The following is a 22960-nucleotide window of genomic DNA, read 5'->3' on the forward strand; positions in this document are numbered from 1 at the left end:
CACAAAGCTCGGCTGTCCCGTCCGCTTGACCGCCATCGCTACCCTCCAAGGCTTTGCCCTAGGGAATCACAATTGACGAATTACGCAACAGGCCCCTTGCGGGAGAAGGTGGCGCGTAGCGCCGGATGAGGGGTATCTATCCGCGAACTCGAAGCTGAAAGACGACTCGAGGAGAGATACCCCTCACCCGTCTCGCCGCCATGCGGCGAGCCACCCTCTCCCGCAAGGGGAGAGGGTGCACCGTCATCGCGGCCTCATACTCGCCAAACCTACTTCTTCACCAGCGGACACGCCGGGTCCGGTGGGCCAAACGCCTTCTCGCCCGAGATGGTCGTGAGGATCTTGTAATAGTCCCACGGATATTTGCTCTCCTCCGGCGTCTTCACCTGCACCAGCCAGAGGTCGTGCACCATCAGATTGTCCTCGCGCAGTTTGCCGTTGCGGGCGAAGAAATCCTCGATCGGCTTTTCCCGCATCTTGGCCGCGACCTTGAGCGGATCGTCGGTGCCGGTCTCCTTGATGGCGTTGAGATAGTGCATCACGCTCGAATAGACGCCGGCCTGCCACATCGACGGCATCTTGTTCATCTTGGCGAAATAGCGCTTCGACCATTCGCGGGTCTTGTCGTCCATGTCCCAATAGAACGACGTGGTCAGCAACAGCCCTTGGGCGGCCTGCAGGCCGAGGCCGTGGATGTCGGTGATTAGCGCCAGCAGCGCCGCCATCTGCTGGCCGCCCTTGAACACGCCGAACTCCGAGCCGGTCTTGATCTCGTTCATGTTGTTCGGGGGACCTGCGGCAATGCCGATGATCTTGGCCTTGGAGGCCTGCGCCTGCAGCACGAAGGAGGAGAGGTCGGGGGTTGCCAGCGGCGGCCGCACCGAGCCCAGCACCTTGCCGCCATTGGCGGTGACGACGCTAGAGGCGTCGCGCTCCAGCGAATGGCCGAAGGCGTAGTCGTCGGTGATGAAGAACCAGCTGTCGCCGCCGCGCTTGACCACCGCATCCGCAGTGCCGACGGCGAGCGCGCGGGTGTCGAACACCCACTGGATCGCGTAGGGCGAGCAGAACTTGCCGTGGAAATCCGCGGTGCCGGTGGAGTGGGTGATGAATAGCCGCTTCTTCTCGTTGGCGACGTTCTGCACCGCGAGCCCGACCGCGGAGACCGGCACGTCGACGATCAGGTCGACCTGGTCGACATCGTACCAGCGCCGCGCGATGCCGCCGCCGATATCGGCCTTGAGCTGGTGGTCGCCGATCACGATGCTGATCGGCTTGCCGAGCACCTTGCCGCCGAAATCGTCGATCGCCATCTGCGCCGCCGTCACTGATCCCTGGCCGGTCGGCGCGGAGGCGGGGCCGTTCATGTCGGTGAGCACGCCGATCTTGACGATGTCGTCGGAAACCTGCGCCGACGCCGCACCCGGCAGCAGCGCCGCCGCCAAGAACGTCGCTGCAAAGCCGGCCGCGACCGGCAGTCCAAATCTCGTTGGATTCACGCTTGTCCTCCCCTGATCCGGCTCGTTGGCCGGTGTTGCCCGGGTATGGCCCGGCTGAATTGGTTTCTTTTGCAACTATTTGGGGGCGGGCGTCAACGTCAGGCCGCGAAGCGGATCTGTCCCGCCGGCGAGGGATCGTAGCCGGTCAGTTCCTCGGCGCGCTGCCGCAACCGCCTTTCGCTGAGGAACCGGATCAGGGCTTGCATCGGCGGGCGGAAATAGCTGCGTTGCCGCATTGCGAGATCAAAATTCTCCCAGACCAGCGGCACGAAATCGAGCCCGGCCGAGCGCGCCGCAGCACGCGTCGCGATTCCGCAATCGGCCTGTCCCGCGCGGACGATCTCGGCGAGATCTGGCCCGGTGAGGGCCGGCGTCTCGACCCGGCGCAGATCGCGCGTCGAGGCGCCGGCGCGCTTCAACAGCACGTCGAGCAGCATCTGCGCGCCTGTGCCCTGTTGTCGCATCGCCATCCTGACGCCGAGCGCAAGCACGTCGGAGAGGCCGCGCAGCCGTTTCGGATTGCCCGGCGGCAGCACGAGACCCTGCTCGCGGCGCACGAATGCGACCAGCACCGCATCATGCAGGTCAGGCGCGTCACGCAGCGTCGTCGCACTGGCGTCGGAGGCAAGATTGCCGTCGGCCTCCAGGCTGTGGAAGTGCACTGCCGCGGCCATCACCTCGTCGCGTTGCAAGCGCTCGAGCCCGCGCGCGCTGCCCTCGCTCATCGATCCCAGGCCCGAGCCGGATTCACGCAGGCTCCAGTCCAAAAGCTCGTCCTGGCTGCCGCCAACGACCGGCGGCGGCTCCGCAGTCAGCATGCCGGCCGGACGCGCCAGTCCCGACAGGACCCAGAGGTCGAGCTCGTGCCGCGGGAAGAGCCACTTCCCGGTCACCTTGGTGCAGGGAATCGCGCCGGTGGTGACGAGTTCGTAGAGCTTGCGTTCGCCGAGCCGAAGGTATTCGGCGGCTTCGCTGGTCGTCAGGAATTCCATCCTGCATTCCTATGCAAATTCTTGCTTCTTTTTGGCGTTCGACGCAGGTGGAATTCTGCATTTCAATTTACGTCCGCCGGGACCATGCCCGATCATCTCGCTGCTTTGCAACACATCCTCACGCGCGATTTCTGCTTTGGTGAACGATCCTGAAGCACCCGCGTGGCGCGGGCCTTGCGGCCGTCGCGCTCGCAATTGCAATGGGCGCACCGCGCGAGCCGCATTGCCGAAATGTCCCGAGTGGGGAGCGCGACGCGCAAACGCGTCACGAGTGTGGCGCAATCGATCATCATCATGATCGCGTCATAGCCAATGGGAACCCGATCATGGTCGTCCGCCGCCTGTCCGCTGCACTTGCGCTTCTCTGCGGCCTCGCCGCGGGCGTGGCGGCGTCATTTGCGGAGGACCGCGCGATCGTGCTGGCCTCGACCACGGCGACACAGGAGTCCGGCCTGCTCGATCATCTGCTGCCGATCTTCCGCGAGAAGACCGGCATCGAGGTGACGGTGATCGCGCGGCGTGCCGATGAAGTGCTCGACGGCGCGCGCAGGGGCGAAGTCGACGTCGTGCTGATGCACGCACGGCCGCAGGAGGAGAAGTTCGTCGCCGACGGTTTTGGCGTGAAGCGTTTTGACGTGATGTACAACGACTATGTGCTGATCGGACCGAAGAGCGATCCCGCCGCCGTGAAAGGCAAGGACATCGCCACCGCGCTGAAGGCGATCGAGGCCAAGGGCGCGCCGTTCGTGACGCGCGGCGATCGCTCGGGCACCCATGGCGCGGAGCTCGCGCTCTGGATCGTCGCCGGCATCGATATCTCCGCTGCCAAGGGCGCATGGTATCGCGAAGTCAAGCAAGGGATGGACGCAGCCCTCGACGCGGCGCGCACGGCGAACGCCTATGTGCTGTCCGACCGCGGCAGCTGGATCGCCTTCAAGGATCGCGGCGATCTCGACATCGTCGTCGAAGGCGACAAGCGGCTGCTCAATCAGTACGGCGCGATGCTGGTGAACCCGGAAAAGTTTCCGGACGTGAAGAAGGAGCTGGGGCAGACCTTCATCGACTGGCTGATTTCGCCGGAGGGGCAGGCGGCGATCGCCGGCTACAAGGTCGACGGACAGCAGCTGTTCTTCCCCAATGCGGCCAAATCCGGCGGCTGACCTTCGCATCGCCAGCGGTTGCCAAACCGGGCGATGCATGGTCCATCATGGCGCATGACCCAGCGCCTGCCGCCATCGCTGACGCCGCTCGACACTGCGCTCTCCGCGTTGCTGCGAGGCGTTGATCCGATCGCGACGATCGAGTTGCCCCTGACGGAGGCCGCCGGCTGCATCGCGGCGGGGACGCCGCTGCTTGCGGCCTTTCCGACGCGCGACATCGCGGCTGCGGATGGCTGGGCGCTCTGCGCCAACGATATTGTCGGCGCGTCCGCCTATTCGCCGCTGCCTCTGACAACAGCGCCCGTTTGGGTCGACGCCGGCGACGCGATGCCGCCGGGATGTGATTGTGTGCTCGATGCCGACGCAGTTGAGGTGTCGGGTCCACTCGCCCAGGTGCTGGCGGAGGGCGTGCCCGGACAGGGCGTCAGGCGCGCCGGAAGCGACATCGCCGGGCGGGCGCCCGCCGTGGCGGAAGGGCATTTGATCCATCCTGCCACACTGCTGCTCGCGCGCACCGCCGGTGTTGAAAAGCTGAGCGTACGGCGGCCGCGGCTGTGCATCGTCAACGTGCCGGGTGCGGCCGTGACGGCACACATGATTGCCGAGATCGCGCGCGCGGCAGGGCTGCAGGTGCAAGCGCGCGAAGCTGCCGCGCGAGATGCGGCATCGATCGCGGAAGCGCTCGGCGATCTCACTTGCGATATCGTCGCGACGGTCGGCGGCAGCGGCGCCGGCCGCCGGGATGCCGCGGTCAGCGCGCTGGCCCGGCATGGTGACGTGCTCGCCCACGGCCTCGCGCTCCAGCCCGGACGCACCGCCGCGGTCGGGCGGCTCGGACAGGTTCCCGTCGTCGCCTTGCCCGGCTCGCCCGATCATGCGCTTGCCGCCTGGTTCGCGCTCGTGCTGCCGCTCGTCGATCGGCTGTCGGCGCGGCAGCTGCGCCGACGCATGACCTTGCCGCTCGCGCGAAAAATCGCATCCAGTGTGGGCATCGCCGAAGTCGCTCTGCTGGCTGAGGAACATCATGGGTGGCTCCCGCTTGCGGTGGGAGAATGGCCGCTTCAGGCCATTGCCCGGGCCGATGCATGGCTGCTCGTTCCCGCCAGCCACGAGGGATTTGCGGCAGGAACGCCGGTCGATGCCTATCTGATGCGGGAATGATATGGGTTTGGCATGACGATGATCCCGCAATCGCAAGACCGCAGCGCGCTCGAACAGGAGCAGTTCCTCAAGATCCTCTCGCGCGAGGACGCGCTGGCGCGCTTTGAAGCCGCGTTGTTCCCGCGCGCGGTCCCGAGCGAGGCGCGCAAGCTTGCCGATGCGCTCGGCGCGGCGCTCGCCGAAGACATCACGGCGCCCCTCGACGTTCCGCCGTTCGACCGTTCCAACGTTGACGGCTTTGCCGTGCGCTCGGCCGATCTCGCCGCGGCCGGCGAAGGCGCGCCCGTTCGCCTTGCGCTGAACGGCGAGACCATTCACTGCGGCACCGCGCCGAAGCTGCAGGTGGCGACGGGAACCGCAACGCCGATCGCAACCGGCGGGCCGCTACCGCGCGGCGCCGACGCCGTCGTCATGGTCGAGCATACCCAGCCCGCCGGATCCGATGCGATCGACGTCCGGCGAGCCGTCTCGCCGGGACAGTTTGTGTCCTACGCAGGCTCCGACATCGCGCGCGGCGAGGCGCTGCTGCGCGCCGGCACGATGATCGGCTCGCGTGAGATCGGCATGCTGGCGGCTTGCGGCATTGCCGAGGTGACTGTCGCGCGCAAGCCGCGTGTTGCCGTGATCTCCACCGGTGACGAATTGGTTCAGCCCGGCGAGGCGCTCGCGCCGGCTGCGATCTACGACACCAACGGCGCCATCGTCGCCGCCGCGATCGACGAGAATGGCGGCGAGGCGGTGTTCCTCGGCGCCATTCCCGACGATGAGGCAAAACTCGAAGCCGCCATGCGCCGCGCGCTGGCGGATGCCGACATGCTGGTGCTGTCGGGTGGCACCTCGAAAGGCGCGGGCGACGTGTCCCATCGCATCATCGGCCGGCTCGGCCAGCCCGGCATCATCGCGCACGGCGTCGCGCTCAAGCCCGGCAAGCCGCTGTGCCTTGCGGTGTGCGACGGCAAGCCGGTGGTGATCCTGCCGGGGTTTCCGACCTCGGCGATGTTCACCTTCCACGACATGATCGTGCCGGCACTGCGCAGGATGGCCGGGCTGCCGCCACGCTCCGATGCCAAGGTGAGGGCGACCGTGCCGGTGCGCATCGTCTCCGAGCTCGGCCGCACCGAGTTCGTCATGGTCTCGCTGGTCGGCGGCAAGGACGGCCTGATCGCCTATCCCTCCGGCAAGGGGTCGGGTGCGATCACGTCGTTCGCCCAGGCCGACGGTTTTCTGCGCATCGACGCGCTTGCCGACCAGATGCCGGCAGGGACCGACGCCGAGGTGACGCTGTTCACGCCGCATGTGCGGGTGCCCGATCTCGTCATCGTCGGCAGCCATTGCACCGGCCTCGATCTCGTCACCGCACAGCTCGCGCATGCGGGGCTGACCGTGCGCTCGATCGCGGTCGGCAGCCTCGGCGGACTCGCGGGGGCGAAGCGGGGCGAATGCGATCTCGCGCCGATCCATCTGTTCGACGACAAGAGCGAGACCTACAACACGCCTTACCTCGTTGAGGGGCTTGAGCTCCTGCCGGGCTGGCGGCGGATGCAGGGCATCGTGTTCCGGAGTGGTGACAAGCGTTTTGAGGGGCTCGGTGCGAAGGAGGCCGTTGCCGCCGCGCTCGCGGACCCTGCCTGCATCATGGTCAACCGCAACCAGGGCGCCGGCACGCGCATCCTGATCGACCGCCTGCTCGGCGGTGCGCGCCCGGAAGGTTACTGGAACCAGCCGCGCTCGCACAATGCCGTGGCTGCGGCTGTCGCGCAGCACCGCGCCGACTGGGGCATGACCATTGCGCCGGTCGCCCATGCGGTCGGTCTCGGTTTCATTCCGCTCGCGGAAGAGCATTATGATTTCGCGCTGGTGACGGCGCGCAAGCAGCGGCCGGCGGTGCAGGCCTTTCTCGACGCACTCGGCTCGGATGAGGCGCGTACCGCGCTGGAGCGGGCGGGCTTCCGGCCTGCGTAGAGGCGACGACGACGCGGCGTTCAAGCCGCGCGGCAGGGTGGGGGACGCGATGGCAAGGCCGCTTTCGGTCGCGATCGTCGGTGCCGGCATGGGCGGGCTTGCGACGGCCGCGGCGCTTCGGCGCGTCGGCATCGATGTGATGGTCTACGAGCAGGCGTCCCAGTTCGCCCGCATCGGCGCCGGCATCCAGATCGGCTGCAACGCGATGAAGGTGTTGCGCGAACTGGGGCTGGAGGCGCGGATGCGCGAGCACTCGTTCTATCCACGCTCCTGGAACAACCGCGACTGGAAGAGCGGCGACATCAAGTTCGACATGATTTTTGGCGAGAGCGCGGAAGAGAAGTTCGGCGCGCCCTATCTGCTGGCCCATCGCGGCGATCTCCATGCGGCGCTGGCGAGCGTGGTGCCGAACGAATTTGTGCGGCTCAATCACAAGCTCGTTGGCCTCGATGAGACCGGCGATGGTGTCCGGCTGAGCTTTGCCGATGGCACGCGTGCCATCGCCGATGCCGTGGTCGGCGCGGACGGCGTCCATTCGACGGTCCGCGATCTCCTGTTCGACACCGCGCCGGCCAAATTCACCGGCCGCATCGCCTACCGCACCACCTATCCCGCCGCGCTGCTCGGCGGCGCAGGGATCGACGACTGCACCAAATGGTGGGGCGAGGACCGCCACATCGTGATCTATTACGTTAAGCCTGATCGCAGCGAGGTCTATCTCGTCACCAGCCAGCCCGAGCCGGACTTCCGCATCGAGTCCTGGTCGGCGAAGGGAGACGTGCGCGATCTGCGCGCATCATTCGAAGGCTTTCATCCGCAGGTCACTCAGGTGCTCGCCGCCTGTCCCGACGTGCACAAATGGGCGATCATGGACCGCGACGCGCTGGAGCACTGGGCCGATGGCAAGGTGACGCTGCTCGGCGATGCCTGCCATCCGATGACGCCCTACATGGCGCAAGGCGCGGCGATGGCAATCGAGGACGCCGCCGTGCTGTCGCGCTGCCTCGACGGTGTCGGCCGCGACGGCGTCGCCAATGCGTTCCGCCGCTTCGAGGCGACCCGCAAGGTGCGCACGACGCGGGTGCAGGAGACCTCGCGCGCCAACATCTGGCTCAAGGAGCGCACCGATACGAGCTGGGTCTACGGCTACGACGCCTGGCAAGTGCCGCTGGCGGCTTGAACCGTCTGCTCGCACTTGCGCCGACGCTTCTTGTCAGGAGGCCGCATCCAGCGCGGCCAGCCGTTCGGCTTCGGCGATGTCCTCGACCGTGTTGGCGTTGAAGAACGGATCGAGCGGCTCGGCCGGCCATGTCACCGTTGCCAGCGGATAGCGCGCGGTCCAGCGGTCGATCTTGCGGAGGTCCTCGACGACCAGCGCGTGACGCAGCTCGTCGCGCAAGGCGACGCGCCACAGACCGATCACCGGATGCGACTGGTCGCCTGATGCGGCGACCGCGAGCTGGGCGTTCTCCCGCGTCCGCGCCTCGTGCAGGCGCGCGACGAGATCGCGTGGCAGGAACGGGCAATCGCCTGCTGCGCTGAGCACCCATTCGATGTCAGGCCGGTTCGCCGCCGTCCAGTCGAGCGCGGCAAGGATGCCGGCGAGCGGACCGGGAAAGCCGGGTACGTCATCGGCGACAACGGGCAGACCGAACGCCGCGAAGCGTGCGGGATCGCCATTCGCGTTGAGGATCAATCCGCTGCATTGCGGCGTCAATCGCGCGATCACGCGCTCAAGGATGGTGCGGCCGCCGATGGTCCGCATTGGCTTGTCGCCGCCGCCCATGCGCCGTGCGAGGCCGCCTGCGAGCAGCACGCATTGCGTCAGCGGAATTTCAGTCGTCACCACTTTCACCCTTGCGCTTGTGCTTGGCCGATTCCTCCTCGACATAAGCGAGGTCCTGGTCGTAGACGATGCGCTCTTCGCCCGCGAGCACGATGAAGCGCTTTCCGCGCGTGCGGCCGACCAGCGTCAGTCCGACCTGGCGTGCGAGATCGACACCCCAGGCGGTGAAGCCGGAGCGCGACACCAGGATCGGAATGCCCATGCGCACGGTCTTGATCACCATTTCCGAGGTGAGCCGTCCCGTGGTGTAGAGGATCTTGTCGGAGGCATCGACGCCGTGGCGGTACATCCAGCCCGCGATCTTGTCGACCGCGTTGTGACGGCCGACGTCCTCGGTGTAGCAGAGCGGCTCGCCCTCCCTGCACAGCACGCAGCCATGGATCGCGCCGGCCTCCAGATAGAGCGAGGGCATGGTGTTGATGGTCTGCGTCATCTGATAGAGCCAGGAGGTGCGCAGCTCAGCCTGCGGCAACGCGACGCTCTCGACCGCCTCCAGCAGGTCGCCGAACGCGGTGCCCTGCGCGCAGCCCGAGGTCTGGGTGCGCTTCTTCAGCTTGGCTTCGAAATTGGTGTGATGTGAGGTGCGCACCACCACCACCTGGAGGTCGTCGTCGTATTCGACCTCGGTGACCTCGTCATTATATTTCAGCATGTTCTGGTTGAGCAGATAGCCCAGCGCCAGATATTCCGGGTAGTCGCCGATCGTCATCATGGTGACGATCTCCTGCGAATTCAGGTAGAGCGTCAGCGGCCGTTCCATCGGCACCTTGATCTCGACCTTGGCGCCGGTCTGGTCGGTGCCGGTCACGCGCTCCGTCAGGCGCGGGTCGTCAGGGTTCGGAACGATCAGGGGCACCGGGGCTTTGTCGATCTTCATCATGGCCGCGACGTTAGCATGACATTCGGGTCAAGCCGATATAAGCATGCTCACGACGATGGAGAAGGCGGTTCCGGCCGCATGACACGGCCGGCGGAGATCGAGTTGCGATGAAAGTCATCGGCCTTGCGGGCTGGAGCGGTGCGGGCAAGACCACGCTGTTGACGCGGCTGATCCCGCATTTCAACGCGCAAGGCCTGCGCGTCTCCGTCATCAAGCATGCCCATCACCAGTTCGACGTCGACGTGCCCGGCAAGGATTCCTGGCGCCACCGCGAGGCCGGCGCGGCCGAGGTGCTGGTTGCGTCGTCGAACCGCTGGGCCCTGATGCATGAGTTGCGCGGCGCCGAGGAACCGCGGCTGCCGGAGCTCCTGAGCAAGCTATCAGCCGTCGATCTCGTCGTGGTCGAGGGCTTCAAGCGCGAGCCGCACCGCAAGATCGAGGTGCATCGCGCCGCCAACGGCAAGCCGCTGCTATTTCCCGATGATCCCGGGATTGTCGGGATCGCGACCGACATCGCCATTGAAACCCGCCTGCCGACCGTCCATCTCGATGATATCGAGGCTGCCGCGGCATTGCTGCTGCGTGCGGCGATGCCGGTCGAGGAAGCGGTGGCAAAAAGCGCCGCGATACGCTGACGAGGCACCATGGCGCAACTGTCGGACGATTGCTTTGCCTTCGGCGGACCGATGATGTCGGTCGACGAGGCCGTTGGTCTGATCACCACGCGCGTCAATGCGATCGCCGATATCGAGACCGTGGCACTCGTTGACGCCGACGGACGCGTGCTCGCGCGCGATATCGCGGCGCCCCTGCCGCTGCCGCCCTTCACGAACTCCGCCGTCGACGGTTACGCCGTGCGCAACGCCGACCTTCCGGAAGGCGCGGAACGGGCATTCCCGCTCGACGGCCGCATCCAGGCCGGCGGCCTTGCGCAGGCGCCGATCAAGGCCGGCCACACTGCGCGCATCTTCACGGGCGCGCCAATGCCGCCTGACGCCGAGACCGTCTTCATGCAGGAAGACGTCCGCCTCGATGAGGCCGGCAGAATCGTGCTGCCGCCGGGGCTGAAGCCCGGCGCCAATGTCCGCCCGGCGGGCGAGGACATTCCGCAAGGACACGTCGCGCTGCGGGCCGGCCAGCGGCTGCGGCCGCAGCATGTCGCGCTTGCTGCAGCATTCGGCCTGACCCGGCTCGACGTCGTCAGGCGCATCCGCGTCGCCGTGTTCTCGACCGGTGACGAGCTGGCTTCGCCCGGCGAGCCGCGCGCGGCCTCACAGCTGTTCGATTCCAACCGCTTCATGCTGATGGCGATGCTGCGCCGGCTCGGCTGCGAGGTCTCCGACCTCGGCATCTTGCGCGACGAACGCAATGCGCTCGCGGATGGATTGAAGCAGGTTGCAGGCGGCCACGATCTGATCCTCACCACCGGCGGCGTCTCGACCGGCGAGGAGGACCACGTCAAGGCGGCTGTCGAGAGCATCGGCTCGCTGGTGCTGTGGCGGATGGCGATCAAGCCCGGCCGTCCCGTGGCGATGGGCATCATCGGCGGTACGCCGCTGATCGGCTTGCCCGGCAATCCCGTCGCCAGTTTCGTCACCTTCGTCCACGTGGTGCGGCCGACGGTGCTGGCGCTTGCGGGCAGTCTGCCGGAGCCGCTGTTGCCGATTCCGGTGCGCGCTGCGTTCACTTACAAGAAGAAGATCGGCCGCCGCGAATATGTTCGCAGCTCGTTGCGACGCGGAGAGGACGGTGCGTTGGAAGCGGTCAAGTTTCCGCGCGAAGGCGCAGGCCTGCTGTCGTCGCTGGTCGAGACCGATGGCCTCATCGAACTCGGCGACGATATCACGCGCGTCGAGCCGGGCCAGAGCGTGGGTTTCTTGTCCTATGCGGATTTGCTCTGAGCCTCGCGTTGACGCCGTCGCCTCACCCCGCCATGTTGCGCCCATGACCAGAACCACGCTCGATCTCACCGGGTTGAAATGCCCGCTACCTGCCCTGAAGACGCGCAAGGCGCTCAAACCGTTACAGCCGGGCGATCAGCTCGAAGTGCACTGCACCGACCCCTTGTCGGTGATTGACATTCCGAACCTGATCCGCGAGACGGGCGACACGGTGGAGATCACCGAGCGCAACGAGGCGCGCATCGTGTTCTTGATAGAAAAGATCAATGGATCGATAGAGAAAACCAATGGTGCGCTGCGTTCGTAGTGCACGGTCACTCTGCTGATACCTACCTTTTGTCTATCGACATCAATCGTGGCTTCTGCCCCAATTGACAACCTCCGTGCAGGCGCGGAGGTTGAGTCTTGTCTGCGATACGCGGATGAACGGGCCAAGCTCACGAAGCCTGCACGGTGTATCGGCATAGAGCCCCGCTCGGGGGGGGGTAACGACTCGGACGCGCGTGACGATCCTGGCGCGCGTCGAATGATTGTGCGGAGCAGCAGGGACCGTTGGCTGCGCCGCAACGGGCTGAGGACCAGGATTGCAGCGGCAGGCTTGCTCAGAAGGGCAACTGCAGGGGAGGACTACATGGCAACAATCGAGAGCGCTGGAACACTTTCGGGTGCCGGCGCAGGTTTTCTGGATCGCGAGCGAACCATCGCGACCGCCGGCTTCAATCGCTGGCTGGTGCCGCCGGCTGCGCTGTGCATCCATCTCTGCATCGGCATGGCCTACGGCTTCTCGGTGTTCTGGCTGCCGCTGTCGCGCGCGATCGGAGTGACCGCGCCGAAGGCGTGCGCAGACATGTCGCTGTTTCAGGAGTTGTTCACGACCAGCTGCGACTGGAAGGTCGCCAGCATGGGGTGGATGTACACGCTGTTCTTCGTGTTGCTCGGTATCGCGGCCGCGGTTTGGGGCGGTTGGCTGGAGCGCGTCGGCCCGCGCAAGGCCGGCTTCGTCTCGGCGCTGTGCTGGTGCGGCGGTCTCTTCCTCGGTGCGATCGGGGTCTACACCCATCAGCTCTGGCTGTTGTGGCTGGGCTCGGGCGTGATCGGCGGCGTCGGTCTTGGCCTTGGCTATATCTCGCCGGTGTCGACGCTGGTGAAGTGGTTTCCGGACCGCCGCGGCATGGCGACCGGCATGGCCATCATGGGCTTCGGCGGCGGCGCAATGATCGGCGCGCCGCTGGCGAACCTGTTGATGAACTACTTCAAGACCCCGACCTCGGTCGGCGTCTGGGAGACCTTCGTCGCGATGGGCGTCATCTACTTCGTGTTCATGATGATCGGCGCGTTCCGCTATCGCTTGCCGCCGCCCGGCTGGCAGCCCGAGGGCTGGACTCCGCCGTCCAAGGCCAACGCGATGATCTCGAAGAGCAACGTCCATCTCAACGACGCGCACAAGACGCCGCAGTTCTGGCTGATCTGGTGGGTGCTGTGCCTGAACGTATCGGCCGGCATCGGCGTGATCGGCATGGCCTCGCCGATGCTCCAGGAAATCTTCGCCGGCAAGCTGATCGGCCTGCCTGAAGTCGGCTTCAACGCGCTCGACGCCGGGCAGAAGGCGCAGATCGCCGCGATCGCCGCGGGCTTCGCCGGATTGCTGTCGCTGTTCAACATCGGCGGCCGCTTCTTCTGGGCATCGCTGTCGGACAAGATCGGGCGCAAGAACACCTACTACACGTTCTTCATCCTCGGCATCGTGCTCTACGCGCTCGCGCCGACGTTTGCGGCGATGGGCTCGAAGCTTCTGTTCGTGCTCGGCTTCGGTATCATCCTGTCGATGTATGGCGGCGGGTTCGCCACCGTGCCGGCCTACCTTGCCGACATGTTCGGGACCCAGTTCGTCGGCGCCATCCACGGCCGGCTGCTGACGGCGTGGTCCACCGCGGGCATCATCGGTCCCGTCGTGGTGAACTACATCCGCGAGTTCCAGCTCGCGGCGGGCGTGCCGCGCGATCAGCTCTACAACACGACCATGTACATCCTGTGCGCGATGCTGATCGCGGGCCTGATCTGCAACTACCTGATCAAGCCGGTCGATTCGAAGTGGCACATGAAGGACGCCGACGTCGCCAAGCTGCAAGCGGCGAGCGCCAGCGCCGCTGCCGCGGGGCCGCACGGCTCCTACGGCATCGGATTCGGCGGGCTTGACGTCAAGGCGGCGCTGTTCTGGGCCTTCGTCGGCGTGCCCCTGCTTTGGGGTGTCTGGAAGACACTGGAGAGCGCGGTCAAGATCTTCTGATCGCCGTCGAGACTGCCGCGGGATGCTGATCATCGGCGTCCCGCGGCGTTCGCCTTTTAGACATCATCAAGAGTCGGACTTAATCAAGAGTGGGACTTAGGGGGATTGAAATGCTTCGCACCCGAATTTGCCTTGTGGCCGTGTTGCTTGTCGCTGGCCTTCATGCCGCATCCGCGCAGACGACGCCGCCGGCGGCGCCTGCCGCAACGACCGAAGCCAAGCCGGGCAAGATCAAGCTCACCATGCAGAAGCTGAAGGACATGAAGGCCAAGTGGGCGGCCAACAAGCCGAAGCTCAAGGCTTGCCGCGCCGACGTGAAGTCCAAGGGCCTCGCCGGCGACGACCGCTGGTTCTACATCGAAGAGTGCATGAGCAAGACGTGAGGCCGCGCCACAAATCGGGTCGATGAAGGGGCATGAAGCTGGGCGGCTGCATGCCCCTTAAATGCTTATCGGAACGCATGAATTCTCTTGGCATCTGGTATGCCAGGGGCTAGAGTTGGACTCGTTCTAAAGAAGAGATACGAGACGCATCGATGAGTCACGACGTGCACGAGGTCCGCCCGTTCGAACATCCGGGCGAGGGGCGGAAGCGAGCCAAGGCCACGCCCAAGGGGCGGCAGGTCGATCCCACCGCCGCGCACGAAATCGAGCAGCTGCTCGGCGACAAGCCGCGGCGGCGCGATCTGCTGATCGAATATCTGCACCTGATCCAGGACAAATATCACCAGATCTCGGCCGCGCATCTCGCCGCGCTCGCCGACGAGATGAAGCTCGCCTTCGCCGAGGTGTTCGAGACCGCGACCTTCTACGCGCATTTCGACGTGGTGAAGGAGGGCGAGCCCGATATCGCGCCGCTGACGATCCGCGTTTGCGATTCTCTCACTTGCGCGATGCTGGGCGGCGAGAAGCTGCTCGCCGACCTGCAGAGCACATCGGGTCCGGGCATCCGCGTCGTGCGCGCGCCCTGCGTCGGCCGCTGCGATACCGCGCCGGCGGCTGAGGTCGGTCACAACTTCGTCGATCACGCGACCGTGGCCAATGTGATGGCGGCGGCGAAGGGCGGCGACACCCACGCGCATCTGCCTGAGTACGTTGACTACGACGCCTATGTCGCCGGCGGCGGCTACAAGCTGCTCAATCGCGTGCGCTCGGGCGAATTGCCGAAGGACGATCTGCTGAAGGCGCTCGACGACGCCTCGCTGCGCGGCCTCGGCGGCGCCGGCTTCCCCACGGGCCGGAAATGGCGCGCGGTGCTGGGCGAACCCGGCCCGCGGCTGATGGCGATCAATGGCGACGAGGGCGAGCCTGGCACGTTCAAGGACCGCGTCTATCTCGAAAGCGATCCGCATCGCTTCATCGAAGGCATGCTGCTCGGCGCGCATGTCGTGCAGGCCTCCGACGTCTACATCTATCTGCGCGACGAATATCCGGCATCGCGCGAGATCCTCGAGCGCGAGATCGCAAAGCTTCCGCCGGGCGGTCCTACGCTGCACATGCGCCGCGGCGCCGGCGCCTATATCTGCGGCGAGGAATCCTCGCTGCTCGAAAGCATCGAGGGCAAGCGCGGATTGCCCCGGCACAAGCCGCCTTATCCGTTCCAGGTCGGCCTGTTCGGCCTGCCGACGTTGATCAACAACATCGAGACGCTGTGGTGGGTGCGCGACATCGTCGAGAAGGGCGCGGACTGGTGGAAGGGCAATGGCCGCCATGAGCGTCACGGCCTGCGCAGCTTCTCGGTCTCGGGCCGCGTCAAGAAGCCCGGCATGAAGCTGGCACCCGCCGGCATCACCGTGCGCGAATTGATCGACGAATATTGCGGCGGCATGGCCGACGGGCACCAGTTCTACGCGTACCTGCCGGGCGGCGCGTCGGGCGGCATCCTGCCGGCGTCCATGGACGACATCCCGCTCGATTTCGGCACGCTGGAGAAATACGGCTGCTTCATCGGCTCGGCCGCGATCGTGATCCTGTCGCAAAAGGACAGCGTGCGCGCGGCCGCGCTGAACCTGATGAAGTTCTTCGAGGACGAGAGCTGCGGCCAGTGCACGCCGTGCCGTGTCGGAACCCAGAAGGCGGCGCAGCTGATGCAGAAGCCCGTCTGGAACCGCGCACTTCTGGAAGAATTGAGCCAGGCGATGCGCGATGCCTCGATCTGCGGGCTCGGACAGGCGGCATCGAATCCGCTGTCTACCGTGATCAAATATTTCCCTGACGAGTTCAAGGACGCGGCCGAATGACCAAAATTACGTTCGAGCTCGACGGCAAGCAGGTCGAGGCCAAACCCGGCGAGACGATCTGGCAAGTTGCAAAACGCCAAGGCCGCGAGATTCCGCATCTGTGCTATTCGCCGGCGCCCGACTACCGCCCCGACGGCAATTGCCGCGCCTGCATGGTCGAGATCGAGGGCGAGCGCGTGCTCGCCGCGTCCTGCAAGCGCACCCCGTCGGTCGGCATGAAGGTGAAGACCGAATCCGCGCGCGCGGTGTCGGCGCAGAAGATGGTGATGGAGCTGCTCGTCGCCGACCAGCCGGCGCGCGAGACCTCGCACGATCCGGATTCGAAGTTCTGGCACTGGGCCGAGACCACAGGCGTCACCGAGAGCCGCTTCCCCGCAGCCGAGCGCTGGGCGACCGATGCCAGCCATCCGGCGATGCGCGTCAATCTCGATGCCTGCATCCAGTGCGGCCTCTGCGTGCGCGCCTGCCGCGAGGTCCAGGTCAACGACGTCATCGGCATGGCGTATCGCAGCCATGGCTCGAAGATCGTGTTCGACTTCGACGATCCCATGGGCGAGTCCACCTGCGTCGCCTGCGGCGAGTGCGTGCAGGCCTGCCCGACCGGCGCGCTGATGCCGGCCGTCATGCTGGATGAGAAGCAGACCCGTGTCGTCTACGCCGACAAGAAGGTGGATTCGCTCTGCCCGTTCTGCGGCGTCGGCTGCCAGGTGACCTACGAGGTCAAGGACGACAAGGTAATCTATGCGGAAGGCCGCGACGGCCCGGCCAATCACAATCGTCTTTGCGTCAAGGGCCGCTTCGGCTTCGACTACATCCACCACCCGCATCGTCTGACCAAGCCGCTGGTGCGGCTGCCGAATGCGAAGAAGGATTCCAACGACCAGGTCGACCCGGCCAATCCCTTCACGCATTTCCGCGAAGCGAGCTGGGAAGAAGCGCTCGACATCGCGGCCAAGGGCCTCGTCAAGATCCGCGATGAGAAGGGCGTGAAGGCGCTGGCCGGCTTCGGCTCGGCCAAGGGTTCGAATGAAGAGGCCTATCTGTTCCAGAAGCTGGTGCGCACCGGCTTTGGCTCGAACAATGTCGACCACTGCACGCGGCTCTGCCACGCCTCGTCGGTCGCGGCGCTGTTCGAAGGCCTGAGCTCGGGCGCGGTGTCGGCGCCGTTCTCGGCTGCGATGGATGCCGAAGTCATCATCGTGATCGGCGCCAATCCGACCGTGAACCATCCGGTCGCCGCGACCTTCATCAAGAACGCGGTCAAGCAGAATGGCGCCAAGCTGTTCGTGATGGACCCGCGCCGGCAGACGCTGTCGCGCCACGCGACCAAGCATCTGCAATTCAAGCCGGGCTCGGACGTCGCCATGCTGAATGCGATGATCAACACGATCATCACCGAAGGCCTGACCGACGACCAGTATATCGCCGGCTACACCGAAGGGTTTGAGGACCTCAAGGAGAAGATCAAGGAGTTCACGCCGGAGAAGATGGAGGCGATCTGCGGCATCCCGGCGCAAACGCTGCGCGAGGTTGCGCGCACCTATGCGCGGGCAAAGTCGTCGATCATCTTCTGGGGCATGGGCATCAGCCAGCACGTCCACGGCACCGACAATGCGCGCTGCCTGATTGCGCTGGCGCTGATCACCGGCCAGGTCGGCCGTCCCGGCACCGGCCTGCATCCGCTGCGCGGCCAGAACAACGTGCAGGGCGCCTCCGACGCCGGCCTGATTCCGATGTTCCTGCCGGATTATCAGCCGGTCAGCCGCGACGATCTGCGCGGCAATTTCGAAAAACTGTGGCAGCAGGATCTCGATCCCGTCCGCGGCCTGACCGTGGTCGAGATCATGAACGCGATCCATGCCGGCGAGATCACGGGCATGTATATCGAGGGCGAGAATCCCGCGATGTCCGATCCCGATCTCCAGCATGCGCGCCAGGCGCTCGCCATGCTCGATCATCTCGTCGTGCAGGATCTCTTCGTCACCGAGACCGCGTTCCATGCCGACGTCATCCTGCCGGCCTCGGCCTTTGCCGAAAAGGACGGCTCGTTCACCAACACCGATCGCCGCGTGCAGCTCGCGCGCCAGGTGATCAAGCCGCCGGGCGATGCGCGGCAGGATCTCTGGATCATCCAGGAGATCGGCAAGCGGATGGGCCTGCCCTGGAATTATTCCGGCCCCGGCGACGTCTACACCGAGATGGCGGAGTTGATGCCCTCGCTCAAGAACATCAGCTGGGAGCGGCTGGTGCGCGAAGGTGCCGTGACCTATCCGGCCGACGATCCGAACAAGCCCGGCAACGAGATCATCTTCACCACGGGCTTCCCGACCGCGAGCGGCCGCGGCAAGATCGTGCCGGCCAAGGTCATCCCGCCGGATGAGCTGCCCGACGCCGAATATCCGATGGTGCTCTCGACCGGCCGCGTGCTCGAGCATTGGCACACCGGCTCGATGACCCGCCGCGCGCAGGTGCTCGACCAGATCGAGCCGGAAGCGGTCGCGTTCATGTCGCCGAAGGACATGCACCGGAAGAAGTTGGCGCCAGGCGATTTCATCCGGCTGGAGACCCGCCGCGGTGCAGTCGAGGTCAAGGTCCGCTCCGATCGCGACGTGCCGGAGAACATGGTGTTCATGCCGTTCTGCTACGCGGAGGCGGCGGCCAACCTGTTGACCAACCCGGCGCTTGATCCCTTCGGCAAGATCCCGGAGTTCAAGTTCTGCGCGGCCAGGGCCGAGCGTGCGGAGATGCGGGACGCGGCGGAGTAGGCGATTCGCCGTTTGGCAGCACGGTCTCGCCAACCCACCGCTGTCGTCCCCGCGAACGCGGGGATCCATACCGCGTGATCCATCGATTGCGGACGGTCGCGATCCCGGACCATGAGCCTCCGCCAAACTTCTCCCTGTGGTTATGGGTCCCCGCGTTCGCGGGGGACGACACCGAATGTGTGGCGGGTATATACCCGACATCGCCACGGCTTCGCTCCGGTGGTAAACTTGGCGCATGTCCAAAGTCACCCCCGCGACGCGCGCGCTCACGGCCGCCGGCCTCGCCTTCACCGTCCATAGCTACGACTACGATCCCGACGCCGAGAGCATCGGCCTGCAGGCCGCCGCTGCGCTTGGTGAGGACCCCGCGCGCGTGCTGAAGACGCTGATGGCGCTTGTGGACGGCAAGCCGATCTGCGTCGTCGTCCCGTCCGACCAGGAAGTCTCCATGAAAAAGCTCGCCGCTGCCGCGAGCGGCAAGTCGGCGCAGATGATGAAGCCGCCCGAGGCCGAGCGCGTCACCGGCTACAAGGTCGGTGGCATCAGCCCGTTCGGGCAGCGCAAACCTGTGCGCACCGTGATCGAGCAGACCGCGCTCGCGCATGATCAGGTCTATCTCAACGGCGGCCAGCGCGGCTTGCAGGTTCGGCTGAAGCCGGGCGACGTGCGGGATGTCCTGAAAGCGGTCGTCGCGGATGTGGTCGCGTGAGCGCCGCGCGCTACTGCTTCTGCAGCAACTTGAGCCGGCAGCGCAATGCCTCGCGGATATGCGCCCTCGCAAGCTGCTCGGCTTTGTCGCCGTCGCGCGCGGCGATGGCGTCGATGATGGCCTGGTGCTCGCCGTGGCTGGTCGAGGGACGGCCCGTCACCGTGAAGGTGGTCGGGCCCAGCAGCGCGATCCAGTCCTGCAATTCGCGCGAGGCGTTGTCGAGATAGCGGTTGCGCGCGGCGCGGCAGATGGCTTCGTGGAAGGCGCGGTTGAGCCGCGCCATCTCGGCAGCGTCTGACGCCGACGCCTCGATAAAGGCCTGCTCGATATCCCTGAGCGCGTGGACTTCGGGCGCTGAGGCGTGCTCGGCGGCCAGGCGCGCTGCAGCACCTTCCATGATCTCGCGCATAGCGTAGAGCTCGAGCACCTCGGAAATGTCGAGGTCGCGCACGATCAGCCCGCGGCCGCCGGCGGGCTCGACGAAGCCGCGGGCCGCGAGACGGCCAAGCGCCTCCCGGACCGGCGTGCGGCTGACCTTGAGCCGCTGCGCGACCTCTTCCTCGCGCAGCCGGTCGCCGGCGCGGTAACTGCCGGCCTGAAGCGCCTCGCACAGCGAGCGGAACACGGCTTCGCCCAGTGCCACGCCGCCGCCGCGTGTGATCGATCCGCCTGACTTTGCCACGCGCCTGGCCATGTTCCCTCACGGCGCATCCTGCCCATGCAGAGATGGCACTTGCAGCGCCGATGTATATCTTTGTATACAAACGTACGCAATGGCTGCCGTGGGTCGATCGGGGTCCTCGGCGGCAGAATGTCTCTAACTTCGTCGCATCGGGCAGACGGGATGAGCAGCAAATACGACGTGCTGGTGATCGGCGGCGGCAATGCGGCACTGTGCGCGGCGATCTCGGCGCGCCGCGGCGGTGCCTCGGTGCTGGTGCTGGAGGGCGCGCCAAAATTCTATCGCGGCGGCAACACCCGCCACACCCGCAACATGCGCTGCGCCCATGATGCGGCGACTGAGATCCTGACCGGTCCCTACACCGAAGAGGAATTCTGGCAAGATCTGCTGCTGGTGACGGGCGGCCAGACCGACGAGGTGCTCGCCCGGCACATGATCCGGGAGTCCAAGGATATCCTGAACTGGATCGTGGAGCAGGGCGTGCGCTGGCAACCCTCGCTCGGCGGCACGCTGAGCCTCGGCCGTACCAACTCCTTCTTTCTCGGCGGCGGCCGCGCGATGCTGAACGCGCTCTATCTGACCGCCGAGCGGCTCGGCGTCGATGTCGAGTACGACGCCGAGGTCACCGATCTCGTGATCGAGGACGGCATGTTCCTCGCCGCGCGCCTCAAGCGGCCGATCAAGGGCGAGACCGAGATCCGCGCGACGTCGCTGGTCGCCGCTGCCGGCGGGTTCGAGGCCAACATCGAATGGCTGAAGCAATATTGGGGCGAAGCCGCGGACAATTTCCTGATCCGCGGCACGCCCTATAATCGCGGATCGATCCTGAAGATGCTGCTCGACAAGGGCGTGCAGGAGGTCGGCGATCCCACCCAGTGCCATGCGGTCGCAATCGACGCCCGTGCGCCGAAATTCGACGGCGGCATCATCACCCGCCACGACTCCGTCGTGTTCGGCATCGTCGTCAACAAGCATGCCCAGCGATTCTACGACGAGGGTGAGGACATCTGGCCGAAGCGCTATGCGATCTGGGGCCGGCTGGTCGCGGCGCAGCCCGACCAGATCGCCTACATCATCTTCGATTCCACCGTCGTCACCAGCTTCATGCCGACGCTGTTCCCGCCGATCGCCGGGCAGACCGTCGCCGAGCTGGCCGGCAAGCTCGAGCTCGATCCGGCTGCGCTGGAGAAGACCGTCACCGAGTTCAACGCGGCCGTGCGGCCCGGCACCTTCGATCACACCATTCTGGACGACTGCGTGACTGAAGGTATCACGCCGCCGAAGACGCATTGGGCACGCAAAATCGAGACGCCGCCTTATCTCGCCTATCCGGTGCGGCCCGGCATCACCTTCACCTATCTCGGCACGCGCGTGAACAAGGAGGCGAGGATGCTGATGGCTGACGGCAAGCCGTCCGCCAACATGTTCGCGGCCGGCGAGATCATGGCCGGCAACGTGCTCGGCAAGGGCTATGCGGCCGGCATGGGCATGACCATCGGCAGCGTGTTCGGGCGGATCGCGGGACGGGAAGCGGCGAAACATGCACGGAACTAGAATTCTGGACGAAGCCGACCGTCTGATGACGGTCTGTAATTCCTGCCGCTACTGCGAGGGTCTTTGCGCGGTATTTCCCGCCATGGAGATGCGGCGCGCCTTCTCCGACGGAGATCTCAACTATCTCGCAAACCTCTGCCATTCCTGCGGCGCCTGCTACGTCGATTGCCAGTTCTCGCCGCCGCACGAGTTCAACGTCAACGTCCCGCAGACGCTTGCGGTCGCGCGTGCCGAGTCCTATGCGGCCTATGCGTGGCCGCAGGCGTTGTCCGGTGCCTTCGCCCGCAACGGGCTCGTCATCAGCGTCATCGCCGCGCTCAGCATGGCCGCCTTCATCCTCGGTTTCGCGGCCTTGAACGACCGCAGTGTGCTGTTCGGTGTGCACACCGGCCCTGGTGCCTTCTACAAGCTGATGCCGCACAACGCGATGGCCGCATTGTTCAGCGCCGCCTTCCTCTACGCGATCCTCGCGCTGGTCATGAGCGTGCGTGCCTTCTGGCGCGACATCGGCGCCCCCATTGGCGGTCGCGCCGACGGCGGCTCGATTTTCCAGGCGATCCGCGATGCCGGCGAACTGCGCTATCTCCACGGCGGTGGCGTCGGCTGCTACAACGAGGACGACAAGCCGACCGACCGGCGCAAGCTTTTCCACCACCTGACGTTCTACGGTTTTCTGCTGTGCTTCGCCGCGACCTCGGTGGCCACGCTGTATCACTATCTCCTGTCCCGCGAGGCGCCGTATCCCTGGTGGGACCTGCCGGTCGTGCTCGGTACGCTCGGCGGCATCGGCCTCATCGTCGGTCCGATCGGCCTGTTCGTTGCGAAAACGCGGCGTGCACCGGAACTGCTCGACGAGCAGCGCTACGGCATGGACGTCGGCTTCATCGCCATGCTGTTTCTGACCGGCTTCACCGGCATGACGCTGCTTGTCCTGCGCGAGACCGCTGCCATGGGACCGCTATTGGCCCTGCATCTCGGCGCAGTGTTCGCGCTGTTCATCACCATGCCCTATGGCAAGTTCGTGCACGGCATCTATCGCTTCGCGGCGCTGGTGCGTTATGCGCAGGAGCGGCGCAGCGAAGCCGGCTCTTGAGAGGCATGCGCGGCTGACGTATTTCTTGGGCCGTTCGCGCACAGCGCGAATCGCTTAGGGAGGCCGCGCTCATGTACATGTTTCTGCCTTTCCTGCTGGCGCTCGCGGGCTGCGCGAGTGCCTGGCGTTCGCGTGCGGGACTGAGCTATGCGCTCTGGAGCGCAACAATCGTGGTTACGGTCGCATGGTTCTTCCACCACGCGACCGATCCGCTCAAATTCTCGTTCTGA

Annotated in this window: 20 protein-coding genes; 15 read left to right on the forward strand and 5 right to left on the reverse strand. The window is 65.8% G+C overall.

The annotated features are described in order from the left end of the window. Nucleotides 1-269: 269 nt before the first annotated feature. Together ABIB95_RS38765 and ABIB95_RS38770 are read right to left on the reverse strand one after the other, a co-directional pair. Nucleotides 270-1499 (reverse strand): ABC transporter substrate-binding protein, encoded by a 1230-nt coding sequence (locus ABIB95_RS38765; RefSeq protein WP_354247763.1) that lies wholly within the window; start codon nucleotides 1497-1499, stop codon nucleotides 270-272. A 98-nt stretch (nucleotides 1500-1597) separates the two neighbouring features. Further along, entirely contained in the window at nucleotides 1598-2491 is an 894-nt protein-coding gene (locus tag ABIB95_RS38770) for a substrate-binding domain-containing protein (RefSeq protein ID WP_354247766.1), read from the reverse strand. Between the two features lie 326 nt (nucleotides 2492-2817). Here ABIB95_RS38770 and ABIB95_RS38775 point away from each other — a divergent pair, with 326 nt between their 5' ends. From ABIB95_RS38775 to ABIB95_RS38790, 4 genes are read left to right on the forward strand one after another with little or no spacing between them, the layout of a single operon-like run. Beyond that, nucleotides 2818-3651: an ABC transporter substrate-binding protein gene (locus ABIB95_RS38775; protein WP_354247769.1), complete on the forward strand. Its 834-nt coding sequence runs from the start codon at nucleotides 2818-2820 to the stop codon at nucleotides 3649-3651. Nucleotides 3652-3705: 54 nt separating this feature from the next. Further along, nucleotides 3706-4812: a molybdopterin-binding protein gene (locus tag ABIB95_RS38780; RefSeq protein ID WP_354247772.1), complete on the forward strand. Its 1107-nt coding sequence runs from the start codon at nucleotides 3706-3708 to the stop codon at nucleotides 4810-4812. A gap of 12 nt (nucleotides 4813-4824) precedes the next feature. After that, the gene (locus tag ABIB95_RS38785) at nucleotides 4825-6774 is read left to right on the forward strand and encodes a molybdopterin biosynthesis protein (RefSeq protein ID WP_354247775.1); all 1950 of its coding nucleotides are present in this window, start codon (nucleotides 4825-4827) and stop codon (nucleotides 6772-6774) included. Nucleotides 6775-6823: 49 nt separating this feature from the next. Then, nucleotides 6824-7954: an FAD-dependent monooxygenase gene (locus ABIB95_RS38790; protein ID WP_354247778.1), complete on the forward strand. Its 1131-nt coding sequence runs from the start codon at nucleotides 6824-6826 to the stop codon at nucleotides 7952-7954. Between the two features lie 33 nt (nucleotides 7955-7987). On the opposite strand, the gene mobA is transcribed toward ABIB95_RS38790, so the two are convergent. Continuing rightward, nucleotides 7988-8665: a molybdenum cofactor guanylyltransferase MobA gene (gene mobA / locus ABIB95_RS38795; protein WP_354247781.1), complete on the reverse strand. Its 678-nt coding sequence runs from the start codon at nucleotides 8663-8665 to the stop codon at nucleotides 7988-7990. Further along, nucleotides 8610-9500, reverse strand: a complete 891-nt coding sequence (gene fdhD / locus ABIB95_RS38800; RefSeq protein ID WP_354247784.1) for a formate dehydrogenase accessory sulfurtransferase FdhD — start codon at nucleotides 9498-9500, stop codon at nucleotides 8610-8612. The genes mobA and fdhD overlap by 56 nt, the downstream gene beginning before the upstream one ends. Before the next feature lie 107 nt (nucleotides 9501-9607). Between fdhD and mobB the strand changes: the two genes are divergently transcribed. The 8 genes from mobB to ybaK all read left to right on the forward strand — a co-directional run bounded on the left by mobB (nucleotide 9608) and on the right by ybaK (nucleotide 19401). Next, nucleotides 9608-10135 (forward strand): molybdopterin-guanine dinucleotide biosynthesis protein B, encoded by a 528-nt coding sequence (mobB, locus tag ABIB95_RS38805; protein ID WP_354247787.1) that lies wholly within the window; start codon nucleotides 9608-9610, stop codon nucleotides 10133-10135. Nucleotides 10136-10144: 9 nt separating this feature from the next. Next, nucleotides 10145-11401: a molybdopterin molybdotransferase MoeA gene (locus ABIB95_RS38810; RefSeq protein WP_354247789.1), complete on the forward strand. Its 1257-nt coding sequence runs from the start codon at nucleotides 10145-10147 to the stop codon at nucleotides 11399-11401. A gap of 43 nt (nucleotides 11402-11444) precedes the next feature. Then, nucleotides 11445-11708, forward strand: a complete 264-nt coding sequence (locus ABIB95_RS38815; RefSeq protein ID WP_014497569.1) for a sulfurtransferase TusA family protein — start codon at nucleotides 11445-11447, stop codon at nucleotides 11706-11708. A 324-nt stretch (nucleotides 11709-12032) separates the two neighbouring features. Next, nucleotides 12033-13688: an OFA family MFS transporter gene (locus ABIB95_RS38820; protein ID WP_354247792.1), complete on the forward strand. Its 1656-nt coding sequence runs from the start codon at nucleotides 12033-12035 to the stop codon at nucleotides 13686-13688. A gap of 110 nt (nucleotides 13689-13798) precedes the next feature. Then, nucleotides 13799-14071, forward strand: coding sequence for a hypothetical protein (locus ABIB95_RS38825; protein ID WP_063985265.1), 273 nt, complete (start codon nucleotides 13799-13801; stop codon nucleotides 14069-14071). 152 nt (nucleotides 14072-14223) lie between these two features. Next, a complete protein-coding gene (locus ABIB95_RS38830) occupies nucleotides 14224-15927 on the forward strand; it encodes an NADH-ubiquinone oxidoreductase-F iron-sulfur binding region domain-containing protein (RefSeq protein WP_354247795.1) in 1704 nt (567 codons plus the stop codon). Then, nucleotides 15924-18692 (forward strand): formate dehydrogenase subunit alpha, encoded by a 2769-nt coding sequence (fdhF, locus tag ABIB95_RS38835; RefSeq protein WP_354247798.1) that lies wholly within the window; start codon nucleotides 15924-15926, stop codon nucleotides 18690-18692. Before ABIB95_RS38830 ends, fdhF begins: the two co-directional genes overlap by 4 nt. 235 nt (nucleotides 18693-18927) lie before the next feature. Then, the gene (gene ybaK / locus ABIB95_RS38840) at nucleotides 18928-19401 is read left to right on the forward strand and encodes a Cys-tRNA(Pro) deacylase (RefSeq protein ID WP_354181214.1); all 474 of its coding nucleotides are present in this window, start codon (nucleotides 18928-18930) and stop codon (nucleotides 19399-19401) included. A gap of 10 nt (nucleotides 19402-19411) precedes the next feature. Here ybaK and ABIB95_RS38845 read toward each other — a convergent pair whose 3' ends face one another. Beyond that, nucleotides 19412-20095: a GntR family transcriptional regulator gene (locus ABIB95_RS38845; protein WP_354247800.1), complete on the reverse strand. Its 684-nt coding sequence runs from the start codon at nucleotides 20093-20095 to the stop codon at nucleotides 19412-19414. A 150-nt stretch (nucleotides 20096-20245) separates the two neighbouring features. Here ABIB95_RS38845 and tcuA point away from each other — a divergent pair, with 150 nt between their 5' ends. The 3 genes from tcuA to ABIB95_RS38860 all read left to right on the forward strand — a co-directional run bounded on the left by tcuA (nucleotide 20246) and on the right by ABIB95_RS38860 (nucleotide 22960). Next, on the forward strand, nucleotides 20246-21637 hold the full coding sequence (tcuA, locus tag ABIB95_RS38850) for an FAD-dependent tricarballylate dehydrogenase TcuA (protein WP_354247803.1): 1392 nt from the start codon (nucleotides 20246-20248) through the stop codon (nucleotides 21635-21637). Then, nucleotides 21624-22730, forward strand: a complete 1107-nt coding sequence (tcuB, locus tag ABIB95_RS38855; protein WP_354247806.1) for a tricarballylate utilization 4Fe-4S protein TcuB — start codon at nucleotides 21624-21626, stop codon at nucleotides 22728-22730. Before tcuA ends, tcuB begins: the two co-directional genes overlap by 14 nt. 71 nt (nucleotides 22731-22801) lie before the next feature. Continuing rightward, nucleotides 22802-22960, forward strand: coding sequence for a DUF5993 family protein (locus ABIB95_RS38860; RefSeq protein ID WP_187387802.1), 159 nt, complete (start codon nucleotides 22802-22804; stop codon nucleotides 22958-22960).

Source organism: Bradyrhizobium sp. LA2.1 (assembly GCF_040547725.1).
Lineage (GTDB): Bacteria > Pseudomonadota > Alphaproteobacteria > Rhizobiales > Xanthobacteraceae > Bradyrhizobium > Bradyrhizobium barranii.